The sequence below is a fragment of the Stenotrophomonas sp. 28608_Sma genome (assembly GCF_056486185.1).
This window is the reverse complement of record NZ_CM151308.1, coordinates 3,809,510-3,825,123: the sequence shown is the minus strand read 5'-3', so window position 1 is coordinate 3,825,123 and position 15,614 is coordinate 3,809,510. Positions and strand designations below refer to the sequence as shown.

The following is a 15,614-nucleotide window of genomic DNA, read 5'->3' as shown; positions in this document are numbered from 1 at the left end:
CCTCCTTGTAGGTTTCGAAGGGACTGGCGACCAGCCCGTCCCAAGTATGGACCGGTTCTGGGTGCAACGGCGGGTACGCCGGCCGGATATCCCGGCACACCCGTTCCGCCAGCCTGCGGCAGGCGAAGAACAACCCATCGCCCCCCTTCATCCAGATGGCAGTCGGGCGTGGCCATCGACCGGCAGCGCTCAGTGGCGTGCAGCATTTCCGCCACGGTCAGCATGCCAACGGCGGCACGCTTCGCGCGTGCCATCGCCTGTTCCCGCCCGGGCGGCAGATCGGTTTCCGGCCAGGGCAGGCCGTCGGCGCCGTCGCCATCGCGGATGCGCTTGAGGCATCCCCAGAATGCGCATCCACGCATGGCGTGGATCTACTTTCGCCTGAGGACAATCGCTGCGATGACGGCTGCGATGCCGACCGGGATCAGGACGACCGCCAGAAGAATGATCCAGTGCCAAATGCTGAAGCCCCCCATGTCCCAACTCCTTGTAGGAAACGACGAATGCTAGCAAACGCGATTGCAGTCATTTCCCGATACAGTTCAAGCATCGCGCAGCGCCATAGCATACTTGCAGGCATGCCGCATCGGCCGACGCCTTGGCCTTGGCGTTATGCTCGGCACTTTCCCAGGATGGGCCGCTCCATGCGCTTGATCGTGCTGTCGCTGTTGTTGTCCGCTGTCTCCGCCGCGCCGTTGATGGCCGCCGAGCCGGCGCCGTCCGCACAGGCCGCCGCCGCAACCCCGCTGGTCATCGGCGAGACCTTCACCATTGAATCGAAGGCGCTGGGCGAAACCCGCCGCATCAATGTCTACCGCCCGCAACCCTGGGGTCTGGACCCGAAGGCACCATTGCCGGTGCTGTACATGGCCGATGGCGGCATCGGCGAGGACTTCCTGCATGTGGCCGGGCTGGTGCAGGTGCTGAGTGGCAACGGCAGCATGCGTCCGTTCCTGCTGGTAGGTATCGAGAACACCGAACGCCGCCGCGACATGACGGGCCCCAGCAGCGACCCACAAGACCAGAAGATCGCGCCCCGCATCGGCGGTTCAGCGGCCTACCGCAGCTTCCTGCGCGATGAACTGATGCCGCAGGTGCGCCAACGCTACCCGACCACCGACGAGCGCGCGCTGATCGGTGAATCGCTGGCCGGCTTGTTCGTGGTCGAGACGTTGCTGCAGGAGCCGACACTGTTCAACAGCTACATCGCGCTGGACCCCAGCCTGTGGTGGAACCGGGGCGCGATGTTGGCCGCTGCGGCCAAGCAGTTGCCGGCGGTGACGCGTGCGCAGCCGCGCGTATTCCTGGCCAGCAGTGGGCAGCCGGAGCTGGCTGCGTCCGCCGCGCAGTTGGCCACGCTGCTGCAGCAGGCGTCGCCGTCGCCGCTGGTGAAGTACCTGCCACTGCCGGAGGAAACCCACGCGACGATCTATCATCCGGCCGCCTTGCAGGCGCTGCGCACGCTGTTCCCGGCACCGCCGCCGGCCTCGCCCTGATCCGGCGTGGCACTGCACCGCACGACGTGTGAGGATGCGGTAGCGGCGCCACCTGAGGGCGTCGCCCGCAACGGGAGAGCGTGGATGCAGCGTGTGCGTGGATGGAGTGTGGTGGCCTGCCTGGCCGTGGGTGGCTGTGCGATGTCGGTGGCACCACCGGCAACGCAGAGTGACGCGAAGGAAAGCGCGGCAACGGCGGTGCCGGGCGTGGTGCTGCCGGATACCGAAGCGCTGCGCGTACATGACCCCGTGGGGCGCGATTACCCGATCTGGGTGGCGCTGCCGGCCGACTATGCGGCGCATCCGGAAAAGCACTATCCGGTGCTGTACGTGACCGATGCGCTGTACAGCTTCCCGCTGGTGCGCAGCGTGCGCAATCTGGTGGGGCAGCAGGGTGTCAACATCGAGAATTTCATCCTGGTCGGTCTGCCGCCGCAGGAAGGCCTGACTTCAAAGCAGAGCCGCTCGCGCGACTACACGCCCAGCAATCCGGCGCGCACGGTCGATGGCTATTACAGTGATGACGTCACCTACGGCGGTGCCGCGCACTACCGTGATTTCCTGGCGACACAGGTGCTGCCGATGGTCGATGCGCGTTATCGCACCGATCCCGCCCGGCGCATGTTCGCCGGTCATTCCTATGGCGCGCTGTTCGGCGCCTATGTGCTGACCACTCAACCGGACATGTTCAGCACCTACATCCTGTCCAGTCCTTCGCTGTGGTTCGACCAGCTTCTGCTGCCGCGCATGCAGGATGGCGCCGTCATCCCTGCGCAGCCTACGCGCGTGCTGCTGTCGGTGGGCAGTTACGAGACGGACAAGCCAGGGCCGCGTTATTCAACCGGCAACGACATGCTGAGGCAGACCGCGGACTTCACTGCCCAGCTGAAGCGCACGGGTCGCAAGTTGAATGTGGACAACGTGGTGATTGACGGCGAGGACCATCTCACGGTTTACCCGCGGGTGATCACTCGCGCACTGCTGGAGGTGATGCCGGGTGAAGGGCCGTACACCGGCGGTTGATGGAGGGCTGCATCCACGCATGGCGTGGATCTACCGGTGGTGTTGACGTGGATCCATGCCGAAGAGAAACGGAATCAGTAGATCCACGCCAGGCGTGGATGATTGCCTCAGGCCGCGCTGGCCTGCGGCGGCGGTATCAGCGTGGCATCCGCTGCGTGCCGGAAGCACAGCCGGATGGCATCGAGCAGCTCGCTCATGCTGTACGGCTTGGGCAGGAAGTGGATGCCGGCGCGCAGCTGCGGCAGCACGCGGTGCTGGTCCATGCCGGAGGTGACCAGGATCGGCAGCTGCGGCAGGTGCTCGCGCACGCGGTTGGCGGTTTCGATGCCGCTGATGCCGCCCAGGCAGACGTCGGTGAACAGCAGGTCGAACGGTTCGCCGGCGTTGAGCAGGCCCAGTGCGGCCTCGGCGCTGCTGACAGCGGTGACCTGGCAGGCCTGGCTTTCCAGGGCGAGGCGACTGAGTTCCTGGGTTTCCTCGGCGTCCTCGATCAGCAGGACGCGCGGTTCCACAAAGCGCTTGGACAGCAACATGACGCGGCAACTCCGGACAACAGGGGGAGCGAAAGGCGCGCAAGTATGCGCAAGCCGGTAGTGATCCCGGCGTGCACGGCAAGCTAAGTGGGCGTTACAGCTGTCTGCGTCGCTGGCGGCGCACGTACCAGGCCAGGATTGCGACCGCGAGCAGGGCGGTGCCGATACGCAGGCTGGTGGCCTGCCAGCCGAGCGCGACGGCGTCATCAAGGCTGAACACATTCCAGGCCAGGTTCATCGAAACGTGCAGGACCAGGCCGCACCACAGGGTGTCACCGTCGAGGTGGTCGAGCCAGGCGAAGATGAAGCCGCCGAGGGCGATCACCGCGCCGACGAGCAGCGCGATGCCGCCACCGTCGAACCCACCGAAGTCCAGCCAGTGCACCATGCCGAACAGCAGCGCCTGCGGCAGCGCGAGCAGCGGCCACGGACCACGCACGATCTTCACCAGCAGCACGAAGCCCAGGCCGCGGAACAGCACTTCCTCGGCCAGTGGGAACAGCACGGCCAGCATCGTGGCATCCAATGCGGTCAGCGCGGTGTTCGGGGTACCGAGCAGCGCCAGGCCCAGCCAGCAGGGCAGGCTGGCCAGCAACACCCACATTGGGCCGCCCCAACCATTCCCGCGCAGCCCGAGGCTGGCCAGCAGGCCCATGCCACGGGGCCGCAGCAGCGTGGCCAGCAGTAGTGCCACCAGCACCGCCAGCGCGTTGTCCAACAGGCTGCCGCCGTAGGGTATGGGCAGGGCGGGAATCGGTGTGCCGATGGCTGAGGCGATATCGCGCAGGTTCAGGCCCAGGCCGACGCCCAGCAGGACCAGCAACAGGCGCGCGGCGTTGGGCAGGCGGGACAACGCGGTCATGTACGCACTCCCTGCGGAACAGGGGCCCAGTGTGTGCGACTGCCGCCGCATCGGCACGCGTCGGAAGTCCCTGTGCCATCGGTCATGCGTTGCCGCACAGTCATCACCGCACAGGTACAGTCGATGCAGGACCGACAGGAGCAATGCCGATGCTGTGCCCCGTGTGCAAGACCCAGACCCTGCAGATGGCCGAACGCCATGGCATCGAGATCGACTATTGCCCCGGCTGCCGGGGCGTGTGGTTGGATCGTGGTGAACTGGACAAGATCATCGAGCGTGCCGGTGCCGGTGCGGCCGTGCCGCCGCCCGCGCCTGTACAGCAGCATCCGGCATCCTCTCCGCCGCCGGTGATGCACCGTGATACCCGCCACTTGGGCCAGCGCTACGAGGACAATCGGGGCCACGGATACAAGAAAAAGAAGAAGGACAGCTTCCTGTCGGAGCTGTTCGACTTCTGAGGCGTTGTAGAGTCGAGCTTGCTCGACTGGCTCTTGTTACCAATAGTCGAGCAAGCTCGACTCTACGGATCAGGTGCAGTCGAGCATGGCTCGACGCTACATGGAGCGCGTGATCACGGCCGCCGCAGGATGAACTCGCGGTCGTGGGTGTCGCCGACGATGAAGTCGTACTCGCCAACCTTGCTGCAGCCGTAACGCGCATAGAAGCGCTGTGCGCCGAAATTCTCTTCCCACACGCCCACCCACAGGGTACGGCGCTGCGGCTGGTCCAGCCAGGCCATGAACGCGTCCATCATGCGTGCACCATGGCCGCCGTTCTGGTGTGCGGCCAGGATGTAGAACCGCTTCAGTTCGATGTCGCCCTCGCGTGCATCCGTGTGCGGCAGGGTGTTGGCACCGGCGGCCAGATAGCCGACCACCGACTCACCGTCCATCAACAGCCAGATGGCACTGCGTGGATCGGACAGTTCGATGCGTTGCGGTTCGCTGCTGTAGTGCGCCTGCAGGAAATCGTGCAGCTCCTGCGGCGGATAGGAATCGCCCCAGGTTTCGTTGTAGGTGGCAATCGCGATGGCCGACAGCGCGTCGACGTCGGCAAGGGTGGCGCGGCGGATCTGCAACGACATGGCGGTGCCTGCATTGGAACGTGGCGCAGTGTAGCCGGCCCCGGCGGCTGCCGGGGCTGGCCATTGCTCACGATCTGCTGCTCAGAACCACATGCGCACGCCAGCCACCCAGCGCGTGTCGCGCGCGTGGTCACCGGCATAGTCGGCGGTGTCACCAAACGTGCGTTCGTGGCTGATGCCGATGTAGGGCGCGAAGCGGCGGCTGAACTCATAGCGCAGTCGCAGCCCGGCTTCGACCTTGTTCAGGCCACGACCGATGCCGTACTCCTTCTCGTCCTTGGCCGCGACGGTGGCTTCCAGCAGCGGCTGCAGGATCAGGCGGTTGGTCAGCAGCACGTCGTACTCGACTTCGGCCTTGGCCAGCACCTGGCCGCCGGAGCCCATGTACAGCGTGGCCGAGCTCTCGAACTTGTACGGCGCCAGGCCCTGGATGCCGACGGCCGCCCATGTGCGCGAGTCGGCCGGGCGGAAGTCCTGGCGCACGCCGACCAGCACGTCCCACCACGGCGACACGCTGCGGCCATAAAGCGCTTCCAGCGACGACGATTCGGTGCGGCCACGACTACGCTCGCCATCGGTGCGCAGCCACAGGCGGTTGATGTTGCCGCCGATCCAACCGGTCGCCTCCCAGGCCTGGCCATTGCTGCTCTTGCCATCCCAATGTTCCAGACGGTCGATCAGCAGCAGGCTGTTGATCTCCGGCGCATGCTCCATCGCACCGTGGGCGATGGGCGGGAAGGCCGCGGCGCGGTCGGCGTCGGTCGGCACCGGGATGGGTTCGCGCGGTTCGGTCGGTGCAGGCGATCCGTGGTCCATCGCGGCGTGGTCCATCGTGGAATGGTCCATCGTCGCCGGCTGCCTCGCGCCATGGTCCATCTTCGAGTGATCCATGGCTGAGTGGTCCATCGCGCCCGAATCCATCTTCGAATGATCCATCTTCGAATGATCCATCTTCGAATGATCGACCGGTTCGACCGGTGCCTTCACGGTCTTCGCGGGCGGATCCATCGCGGCCATGTCGTGACCAGCGTGCGACTGCGCGAACACGGGCAATGCAGCGGCCAGGCCCAGGGCCAGCAGGCTGGGGGAAAGCAGTGAGCGGCTCATTCTTCGATCCTCACTTCGCGCATCATGCCCGCTTCCATGTGGTACAGCAGATGGCAGTGGTAGGCCCAGCGGCCGAGTGCATCGGCGCGCACGCGATAGCTGCGGCGGGTGCCCGGCGGCATGTCGATGGTGTGCTTGCGCAGCTGGAACTCGCCCTGTGCGTTTTCCAGATCGCTCCACACGCCGTGCAGGTGGATCGGGTGCTGCATCATGGTGTCGTTGACCAGCACGATGCGCATGCGCTCGCCGTAGTTCAGCCGCAGTGGTTCGGCGCTGGCAAACGGGATGCCATCGAACGACCAGGAGAACTTCTCCATGTGTCCGGTCAGGTGCAGTTCGATCTCGCGGTTCGGCTCGCGGCCATCCGGGTCTTCGAACAGGCTGCGCATCGCACCGTAGGTCAGCACCTGGCGGCCGTTATCGCGCAGGCCGATGCCGGGGTCGTCCAGCTTCGGTTCGGAGGCCGAGCTCTGCATGTCCACCAGCGGGTTGTTGCGTTCGCTGGCGGGGTGCTTCGGTGCCTTGCTGGCGGCATCGCCGCCGCCGTGCGCGCCGTGGCCCATGCTGGCGCCGCAGCCACCTTCCATGCTCTTCATCGCGGCCATGTCGTGACCGCCGTGGCCACCACTGCCCATGTCGTGACCCATGTCGCTCATCGTCAGCAACGGACGTGGGTCGCGCGCGGGAATCGGTGCCAGCAGGCCATGGCGAACCGCCAGTGTTCCGGCGGCGTAGCCGGTGCGGCCCATGTCCTGGCAGAAGATGGTGAAGGCGTCCTGGCCGCTCGGTTCGACGATCACATCGTAGGTTTCGGCCGGGGCGATGCGGAACTCATCGATGCTCACCGGGTGGATGTACTGGCCGTCGGCAGCGACCACGGTCATCTTCAGGCCAGGAATGCGTACGTCGAAGTAGGTCATCGACCCGCCATTGATGAAACGCAGCAGCACCTTCTCGCCGCTGCGGAACAGGCCGGTCCAGTTGCCGGCCGGGGCGGTGCCGTTCATCAGGTAGGTATAGGTGTGCGCGTTGATGTCGGAGATATCGGTGGGCGTCATCCGCATCCGGCCCCACATGCCACGATCGGACAGCGCCGCCGACCAGCCGTCGCGTTTCGCGTCGCGCAGGAAGTCGGGCAGGGTGCGCTTGTAGTAGTTGTCGTGCTCGGCCAGCTTCTTCATGCGGCGGAACAGCGCGCCCGGGTCCATGTCGGTCCAGTCCGACAGCATGATCACGTGCTCGCGGTCGTGGTGGTACGGCGCCGGTTCGGCCGGGTCGATGATCAGCGCGCCGTACAGACCAGCCTGCTCCTGGAACATGGAGTGGCTGTGGTACCAGTAGGTGCCCGACTGCTTCAGCTCGAAGTGGTAGTGGTAGGTCTCACCAGGGCCGATGCCGTTGAAGCTCAGGCCGGGCACGCCGTCCATGTTGGCGGGCAGCAGGATGCCGTGCCAGTGGATCGAGGTCGGGTGGCGTTCCAGCGTGTTGCGCACGAACAGGTCGACGGTCTGGCCTTCGCGCCAACGCAGGATCGGTGCCGGCAGCGAGCCGTTGACGGTAATCGCCGGGCGGGTGCGGCCGGTGAAATTGGCGAGCGATTCGCCGATGGCCAGTTCGATGCGGGTGTCGCTTAGCACGGCGGGGGCGCCGGCCAGCCGGGGGGCGGCCGTGGCGGCAGCGAGCGCGCGCTGCGGCACGCCGACAGCGGCGATGCCGGCAACCACGCCGCCGGCGGCCAGGCCCTGCACGAACAGGCGGCGCGACGGCATGGGCACAGCGCCCGGACCGGGGGGAATGCGGGTATTCATGGTGGTGACTCCAGACACGTAAAGACGCCGGCAGGCGGCCGGCTGCGGTGCGCAGGGCGCACGGTGCGTGTGGAATCAGCCGATGGGAGGACGCGAAATCGGCGGCAGTGGCGGCGCCGGACGGCCAGTGGCCGGCATCGGCTGCGGGGCCAGCGACAATGCCGGGCCGGCCATGACCGGCAACGGCAGCACTACCAGCAGCGGGTGCTGGGCACAGCTGCGCACGCAGTCCTTGATCTGGCAATGAGCGTCATGGGCGGGGCCTTGGCCTGCGGAGCCTCGTCGGCCTGCATGCCGGCGTGGTGGTGGCAGTCGGCGGTGCCGCCGTCAACAGCAGTGGCTACGGCGTGCGCCATCCGGCCCATTTCCTCGTGACCACTGGCCATGGCCGCGTTCAGCCCGTTGAGCAACAGGCTGAGCATGAGCACGACACGGAGCAGGGTCGAGGCCAAGGACATGACACTAATCTAGCTGCAAGCGGGCGCGGATGCACTTCCGGCTGAATGGCCGGTTCAAGGTTGGAGTAGCACCAATGTAGAGCCGCTACCCTTCTTCGCGCACGATCTCGACCAGGCGCGGGCCGTAACGGCTCAGCTTGGTGCCGCCGATGCCGCCGACCCGGGCCAGTTCGTCCAGGCTGGTCGGGCGCTGTTCGGCGATGTTGCGCAGAGTGCTGTCGTGGAAGATCACGAAGGCCGGCACGTTCTGTTCGCGGGCCAGTTCGGCACGCAGGCCGCGCAGCGCGTTGAACAGGGCCAGATCCTGCGGCAGCACCGACAGCCCGGTACGCTGTGCGCTGCGCTCGCGGCCGCTGGTACTGCTGGCCGGATCGCGGCGCATGCTGATCTGGCGGCGGCCGGTCAGCACGTCGCGGCTGGCATCGGTCAGGCGCAGGCCACCATGGCCCTCGCTGTCCACTTCCAGCAGGCTGGCGGCGACCAGCTGGCGGAACACGCTGCGCCAGGTGCGCGCGTCGAGGTCGCGGCCGATCGCGTAGGTGCTGAGCTTGTCGTGGCCCTGCTGCTTGACCTTTTCGTTCTCGCTGCCGCGCAGGACATCGATCAGGTGGCCGACGCCGAAACGCTGGCCGCTGCGATAGACACAGCTCAGCGCCTTCTGCGCCGGAATGGTCGCGTCCCAGGAGGCGGGCGGGGTCAGGCAGTTGTCGCAGTTGCCGCAGGGCTGGGGATAGGTCTCGCCGAAACCGGCCAGCAGCACCTGGCGGCGGCACTGCATGGATTCGCAGTAGCCCAGCAGGTGATCGAGCTTGCCCCGCTCCAGCTGCTTGCGCTCTTCGCCGGCTTCGGACTGCTCGATCATCTGCTTGAGCAGCACCACGTCGCCCAGGCCGTAGCACAGCCAGGCCTCGGCGGCCTCGCCATCACGGCCGGCGCGGCCGGTTTCCTGGTAGTAGCCTTCCATCGACTTGGGCAGGTCGGTATGCGCGACGAAGCGCACGTCCGGCTTGTCGATGCCCATTCCGAAGGCGATGGTGGCGCACATCACGATGCCATCCTCGCGCAGGAAGCGGCGCTGGTTGCTGGCGCGTACTTCCGGTGGCAGGCCGGCATGGTAGGGCAGGGCGTTGAAGCCCTGGCCGCAGAGGAATTCGGCGGTCTCTTCGACCTTGCGCCGCGACATGCAGTAGACGATGCCGGCCTCGCCGCGGTGGCCGCGCAGGAAATCGGTCAGCTGCTTGCGGGCGTTGTCCTTCTGCACCACGGTATAGCGGATGTTGGGGCGGTCGAAGGAGCTGACGAAGTGGCGTGCTTCCTGCAGATCGAGGCGCTCGGCGATCTCGCGCTGGGTCGGCGGATCGGCGGTGGCGGTGAGCGCGATCCGCGGGATCTGTGGCCAACGCTCGTGCAGCACGGTCAGCTGGCGGTACTCGGGGCGGAAATCATGGCCCCACTGCGACACGCAGTGTGCTTCGTCGATGGCGAACAGGGCGATCTGGCTGCGCGACAGCAGCGACAGGAAGCGGCCGGTCAGCAGGCGCTCGGGGGCGACATAGAGCATGTCCAGCTCGCCCGCGAGCAGTTCGCGCTCGACGCGGCCGGCGGTCTCGGCGTCCAGGGTCGAGTTCAGGTACTCGGCACGCACGCCGAGCTGACGCAGGGCTTCGACCTGGTCCTGCATCAGCGCGATCAGCGGCGAGATGACGATGCCACAACCGTCACGCAGCAGGGCCGGCACCTGGTAGCAGAGCGACTTGCCACCGCCGGTGGGCATCAGCACCAGGGCATCATGACCGGCAGCCACATGCTCCACGATGTCCTGCTGGGGACCACGGAAATCGTCGTAACCAAAGACGCGTTGGAGCAGGTCGTGCGCGGGACGGGAAGCCATCCGGCTAGTTTACCCCGGCGGGGGTGTCTCGGCAGGGCTGCGCCCTGCACCTGCAGAAGCCTTCAAGCCAGAGCAACGTCAAAGGCAACAGCCGGCTCTGGGGTGATCCGTGGGTTGGCGGGGCGGTGTCGGATTGCGGGGACGCCGCAAGTACGTCCCTGTAGGCTTGGCAGCCGCATCCATGCGGCTGACACCCCGCAATCCGACACCGCCCCGCCCTCGACAGGTTCACGCGGCTGTTGGTAGGTGTCGACCTTGGTCGACACATCTGTCAGATATCGAATGAATTCATCCGCGTCGACCAAGGTCGACACCTACCAGAGCGGACGCTGTCCCGGCAGATCGCGAAAAACTGTCGAAGGCGGGGTGGGTCCGGTGGCAGGGGTGTCCGCGGCATGGATGCCGCGGCCAAGCCCCCATGGGTGAGGGCGCTTTGCTTGCGAAGCACTGCTTCGCAAGCGCCCGAACGCACAGCCGCCAGCGGCTGGGCCGGCCTGGGGGTTTACGGCGTCCCCTGCCACCGGACCCACCCCGCCTACCCACAGGAAACCAGCTTTTGACGTTGATGTTGACGTTGATTCGGCGGGTGCAGGGCTGCAAGCCCTGCCGACCCCCCCTCAACCCTTACTGCAGCAGCGAGCGCAGCATCCAGGCGTACTTCTCGTGGGTCTGCAGGCGCTGGGTCATCAGATCCTCGGTCGGGGCGTCGTCACCCTTGGCCGCCACGTCCAGCACTTCACGTGCCGTACGGCAGACCGCTTCGTTGGCGACCACCAACTGGCGTACCATTTCACGCCAGTCCGCACTGTCGGTCAGGCCCGGTTCCTCGGCGATCGAGGTCAGCGCAGCGAATTCCCGGTAGGAGCCCGGGGCATTGAAGCCCAGCGCGCGGATGCGCTCGGCCACGTCGTCCAGTGCCGCCCACTGCTCGGTGTACTGCGTCTCGAACATGGTGTGCAGCGAGTTGAACATCGACCCGGTCACGTTCCAGTGGAAGTTGTGCGTCTTCAGGTAGAGCGTGAACGCATCGGCCTGGAAGCGCGAGAGACCGTCGGCGATCTTCTTGCGGTCGCCCTGGGTGATCCCGATATCGATGTTCGGCGCCGACGGTGCCGCCGCTGCAAGCTTCTGCTTGCCGGTCTTGGCCTTGGTCGTGCTCTTGGTCTTCGCCATGGGGTTCCTCCTTGTGGAATCGTTGGCCTTCACAATAAACCGGTCGTGATGACTGGTCGCTTTCAAAGTTTTGAACGAACCGATTGATGAACTCTATCGATAAAAATCCATCGCCCCGCCTGCGCCAACAGCGCGCCGCCATCGACGGCGCCATGAGCCGCGACCGGGGCCGTTTGCTGGGGATGCTCTCGCGTTGCCAGGCCAAGCCACAGGATGCGGCATTGGCCGCCACTTTCGAGCAGGCCTTGCAGGCGTCGGTGCAGCGCCGGATGACACGGGCGCAGCAGCAGCCGTCCATTACTCTGGACCCGCAGCTGCCGATTGCGCGTGAAGCCGACGCCATCATCGGGCTGATCCGCGACCACCAGGTCGTGGTGATCGCTGGTGAAACCGGCTCGGGCAAGACCACCCAGCTGCCGAAACTGTGCCTGGCCGCAGGCCGTGGCCAGGCCGGCATGATCGGCTGCACCCAGCCGCGACGGATTGCCGCACGTGCGGTGGCCAGCCGCGTGGCGCAGGAACTGCAGAGCGAACTGGGACAGCTGGTCGGTTACCAGGTGCGCTTCAACGACAAGGTCGGCGAAGACACCCGCATCAAGTTCATGACCGACGGCATCCTGCTGGCGGAAATTGCCAGTGACCGCTGGTTGTCGAACTACGACACGATCATCGTCGACGAGGCGCACGAACGCAGCCTCAACATCGACTTCCTGCTGGGCTACCTGAAGCAGCTGCTGCGTAAGCGCCCGGACCTGAAGCTGATCGTCACTTCGGCCACCATCGACACCGAACGCTTCGCCCAGCATTTCGACAATGCGCCGGTGATCAGCGTTGAAGGCCGCACCTACCCGGTGGAAGTGCGCTATCGCGCGCTGGAAGGCGAGGGCGAAGACCAGGGCGAACGTACCGTCAATGACGCCATCGTGTCGGCCATCGACGAAATCACCCGCCTGGATGCGCGCGGCGACGTGCTGATCTTCCTGCCGGGTGAGCGCGAGATCCGCGATGCGCACCAGTCGCTGGAACGCCGCAAGTACCGCAATACCGAGGTGCTGCCGCTGTACGCGCGCCTGTCCAACCAGGACCAGGACCGGGTGTTCAACCCCGGGCCGAACCGGCGCATCGTGCTGGCCACCAACGTGGCGGAAACCTCGCTGACGGTGCCGCGCATCCGCTACGTGGTCGATCCGGGCTTTGCCCGCGTCAAGCGCTACAGCCCGCGCAACAAGCTGGACCGCCTGCACATCGAGCCGATCTCGCAGGCCAGCGCCAACCAGCGCAAAGGTCGCTGCGGACGTATCGCCGAAGGTATCTGCTACCGCCTGTACGCCGAAGCCGATTTCCAGGCGCGGCCCGAATTCACCGATCCGGAAATCCGCCGCTCCAGCCTGGCCGGGGTGATCCTGCGCATGCTGCAGCTGGGCCTGGGCCGCATCGAGGAGTTCCCGTTCCTGGAAGCGCCGGACGAACGCGCGGTGGCCGATGGCTGGCAGCAGCTGACCGAACTGGGCGCGATCGACGCCGAGCGGCGCATGACTACCATCGGCAAGCAGATGGCACGCCTGCCGGTGGACGTGAAGCTGGCGCGCATGCTGGTCGCCGCGCAGGCCGCCGGCTGCCTGCGGCCGATGCTGGTGATCGCCTCGTTCCTGGGCATCCAGGACCCGCGCGAACGCCCACCCGAAGCGCGTGGCGCGGCCGACAGCGCGCACGCGCAGTTCGCCGATGGCCGCTCCGAGTTCGTTGGCGTGCTGCGCCTGTGGGATGCCTATCGGCAGGCCCACGAAGACCTGACCCAGTCCAAGCTGCGTGACTGGTGCGGCCGCCACTTCCTTGGCTTCCTGCGCATGCGCGAGTGGCGCGAGCTGCATCGCCAACTGCGCCTGCTGTGCGAGGAACTGGGCTGGAAGGAAGAAGCCAACGAGGCCTCGATGGCACCGCTGCTGGCCGGCAGCAGCGCACCGGCCCCGGCGCGTGATGATGCCGCCGCAGTGAAAGCCACCCGAGGCCAGCTGCACCGTGCCGCGCGCCTGGCCCGCGAAGGCAAGGCCGAGGCCGTACCGGCGCCGGTAGCCGTGCGTGCGCAGAAGGAACAGGCGCCGGTGGGCGGCGGTTTCAGCGAGCGCGTGCGTGCCGCTGCGTACCAGACCCTGCATCGCGCGCTGGTGGCGGGCCTGCCGACGCAGATCGGCCACCGCACCGAGAAGGGAGATTTCCAGGCGCCACGCCAGCGCCGCTTCCTGCCGTTCCCGGGTTCGGCGCTGTCCAAGCGGCCGCCGCCGTGGCTGCTGGTGGCCAACCTGCTGGATACGCAGAAGGTGTGGGGCATGACCCTGGCGGCGATCGAGCCGGACTGGGTAATCGCCGAACTGCCGCACCTGCTGCTGCGCAAGCACTTCGATCCGCACTGGTCGCGCGCGCAGGGCCAGGTGCTGGCCTCCGAGCAGATCAGCCTGTTCGGCCTGGTGCTGGCGCCGAAGAAGCCGGTGCACTACGGTCGCATCGCGCCGGGCGAAGCGCACGACATCTTCGTGCGCCAGGCACTGGTGACCGGCGAGATCAACACCCGCGCCAGCTTCGTGGCGGACAACCAGAAAGTGCTGGAGATCGCCCGCGAGGAAGAAGCCAAGCTGCGCCGCGCCGGCATCGTCGCCGACGAGGACTGGCAGGCGCGCTGGTATCTGGACCGGGTGCCGCCGCAGATCCATTCGGCGGCGGGTCTGGATACCTGGTGGAAGGGGCTGGCGCCGGAACAGCGCAAGACCCTGCACTGGTCGCTGGTCGATCTGTTGCCGGGTGAGGGCAGCGAACAGGAGCGCTATCCGAAGTACCTGCCGCTGGGCCAGGCGCGCCTGCCGCTGCATTACCGCTTCGAACCGGGTGCCGACGACGATGGCGTGACCCTGGACGTACCGCTGCACCTGCTCAACGCACTGGACCCGGTGCAACTGGGCTGGCTGGCGCCGGGTTTCGTCGCCGACAAGGCCTCGGCACTGATCCGCAGCCTGCCCAAGGCGATGCGCCGCAACTACGTGCCGGCACCGGACTTCGGCCGCGCGTTCTACGAGGCGTTCCCGCAGCCGAGCGCCGATGCCATTACCGGCGAACTGGCGCGCTTCCTGTCACGTGCGACCGGCGCAACGGTGACCGCGCTCGATTTCGAGCCTGGTTCGATCGAACCGCACCTGCACATGAACCTGCGGCTGCGCGACGAGCAGGGCAAGGTGCTGGCGACCTCGCGCGATCTGGATACGCTGCGCGCGAAGTTCGGTGGGCGTGCCGGCGATGCGTTCGCTGCACGCGCTGGGCGCGAGATGGCCGCCGATGGCCTGCGCACGTTCCCGGCCACGCCGATTCCGCTGCAGGTACCCGGTGAAGCAGGCGTGCCGGCCTATCCGGCGCTGCTGGACGAGGGCGACAGCGTGGCGCTGCGCATCTTCGCCGATCGCCAGCAGGCGCTGGAGGCCCATCCGCTGGGCGTGCGCCGTCTGCTGGAGATTGCCCTGGCCGAGAAGGTGAAGCAGGCACGCAAGCAGCTGCCGGTCGGTGCCAAGACCGGCCTGTTGTATGCGGCGATCGAGTCGCAGGAGCGCCTGCGTGGTGACCTGGTCGATGCGGCGATGAACGCGGTGCTGGCCGAGGGGCTGGAAGACATCCGCGATGCGGCAGCCTTCGAGCAGCGTCGTGAGCACGCGGCCAAGGCGCTGTTTGGCGAGGCCATGTCGCGGCTGAAGCTGGCCGAAACCATCCTGGCGCTGGTGGCGGAACTGAAGCCGATGCTGGAAGCACCGTTGATGGGCTGGGCGCGCGGCAATCTGGACGACATGGAAGCGCAGCTGGTCGGCCTGATCCATCCCGGCTTCCTGCGCGATACGCCGGCTGACGCGCTGGCACAGTACCCGCGCTATCTGAAGGCCATGATTCTGCGCACCGAGCGCGCCAAGCGTGATCCGCCGCGTGACCAGGCGCGCATGCTGGAACTGCACCCATTCCTGGAAGCGCTGGACGTGGGGGAGCAGCAGGGACTGCGCGAGCGCCCGCAATGGCAGGCCCTGCGCTGGGACCTGGAAGAGCTGCGCGTATCGCTGTTCGCGCAGGAGCTGGGTGCGCGCACCGGCATCTCTGCGAAGAAGCTGGCGCAGCGGGTGACCGCATTGCGCCAGGCGTGACGTCGTTGCT

At 66.8% G+C, this 15,614-nt stretch carries 11 protein-coding genes and 1 pseudogene; 4 read left to right on the top strand and 8 right to left on the bottom strand.

All coding sequences use genetic code 11. The annotated features are described in order from the left end of the window. Positions 1-644 precede the first annotated feature (644 nt). The gene (locus ACZLHH_RS18015) at positions 645-1,496 is read left to right on the top strand and encodes an alpha/beta hydrolase (protein ID WP_071228994.1); all 852 of its coding nucleotides are present in this window, start codon (positions 645-647) and stop codon (positions 1,494-1,496) included. A gap of 84 nt (positions 1,497-1,580) precedes the next feature. Then, the gene (locus ACZLHH_RS18010; RefSeq protein ID WP_180844966.1) at positions 1,581-2,519 is read left to right on the top strand and encodes an alpha/beta hydrolase; all 939 of its coding nucleotides are present in this window, start codon (positions 1,581-1,583) and stop codon (positions 2,517-2,519) included. A 107-nt stretch (positions 2,520-2,626) separates the two neighbouring features. Here ACZLHH_RS18010 and ACZLHH_RS18005 read toward each other — a convergent pair whose 3' ends face one another. Both ACZLHH_RS18005 and ACZLHH_RS18000 read right to left on the bottom strand, forming a co-directional pair. Beyond that, entirely contained in the window at positions 2,627-3,052 is a 426-nt protein-coding gene (locus ACZLHH_RS18005; RefSeq protein WP_049400506.1) for a response regulator, read from the bottom strand. Between the two features lie 94 nt (positions 3,053-3,146). Continuing rightward, positions 3,147-3,914 (bottom strand): CPBP family glutamic-type intramembrane protease, encoded by a 768-nt coding sequence (locus ACZLHH_RS18000; protein WP_180844967.1) that lies wholly within the window; start codon positions 3,912-3,914, stop codon positions 3,147-3,149. A gap of 149 nt (positions 3,915-4,063) precedes the next feature. On the opposite strand from ACZLHH_RS18000, the gene ACZLHH_RS17995 reads away from it, so the two are divergent. Then, positions 4,064-4,372, top strand: coding sequence for a TFIIB-type zinc ribbon-containing protein (locus ACZLHH_RS17995; RefSeq protein WP_132810656.1), 309 nt, complete (start codon positions 4,064-4,066; stop codon positions 4,370-4,372). A gap of 113 nt (positions 4,373-4,485) precedes the next feature. Here the strand turns inward: ACZLHH_RS17995 and ACZLHH_RS17990 are convergent, their stop codons facing one another. From ACZLHH_RS17990 to ACZLHH_RS17965, 6 genes and pseudogenes are all read right to left on the bottom strand, one after another. After that, positions 4,486-4,998 carry a GNAT family N-acetyltransferase gene (locus tag ACZLHH_RS17990; protein WP_180844968.1) on the bottom strand — a complete coding sequence of 171 codons (513 nt, stop codon included), beginning with the start codon at positions 4,996-4,998 and terminating at the stop codon, positions 4,486-4,488. A gap of 81 nt (positions 4,999-5,079) precedes the next feature. Beyond that, positions 5,080-6,105: a copper resistance protein B gene (locus tag ACZLHH_RS17985; protein WP_134951605.1), complete on the bottom strand. Its 1,026-nt coding sequence runs from the start codon at positions 6,103-6,105 to the stop codon at positions 5,080-5,082. Further along, the gene (locus ACZLHH_RS17980; protein ID WP_132810653.1) at positions 6,102-7,913 is read right to left on the bottom strand and encodes a copper resistance system multicopper oxidase; all 1,812 of its coding nucleotides are present in this window, start codon (positions 7,911-7,913) and stop codon (positions 6,102-6,104) included. The genes ACZLHH_RS17985 and ACZLHH_RS17980 overlap by 4 nt, the downstream gene beginning before the upstream one ends. A gap of 75 nt (positions 7,914-7,988) precedes the next feature. Beyond that, a pseudogene (locus ACZLHH_RS17975) lies at positions 7,989-8,371 on the bottom strand (CopL family metal-binding regulatory protein). Positions 8,372-8,456: 85 nt separating this feature from the next. After that, complete coding sequence (gene recQ / locus ACZLHH_RS17970; RefSeq protein ID WP_180844970.1) at positions 8,457-10,262, bottom strand: DNA helicase RecQ; 1,806 nt, start codon at positions 10,260-10,262, stop codon at positions 8,457-8,459. 624 nt (positions 10,263-10,886) lie between these two features. Next, positions 10,887-11,435, bottom strand: a complete 549-nt coding sequence (locus tag ACZLHH_RS17965; RefSeq protein ID WP_006439098.1) for a Dps family protein — start codon at positions 11,433-11,435, stop codon at positions 10,887-10,889. An 86-nt stretch (positions 11,436-11,521) separates the two neighbouring features. On the opposite strand from ACZLHH_RS17965, the gene hrpA reads away from it, so the two are divergent. Next, positions 11,522-15,604 carry an ATP-dependent RNA helicase HrpA gene (hrpA, locus tag ACZLHH_RS17960; protein WP_180844971.1) on the top strand — a complete coding sequence of 1,361 codons (4,083 nt, stop codon included), beginning with the start codon at positions 11,522-11,524 and terminating at the stop codon, positions 15,602-15,604. Positions 15,605-15,614 lie beyond the last annotated feature (10 nt).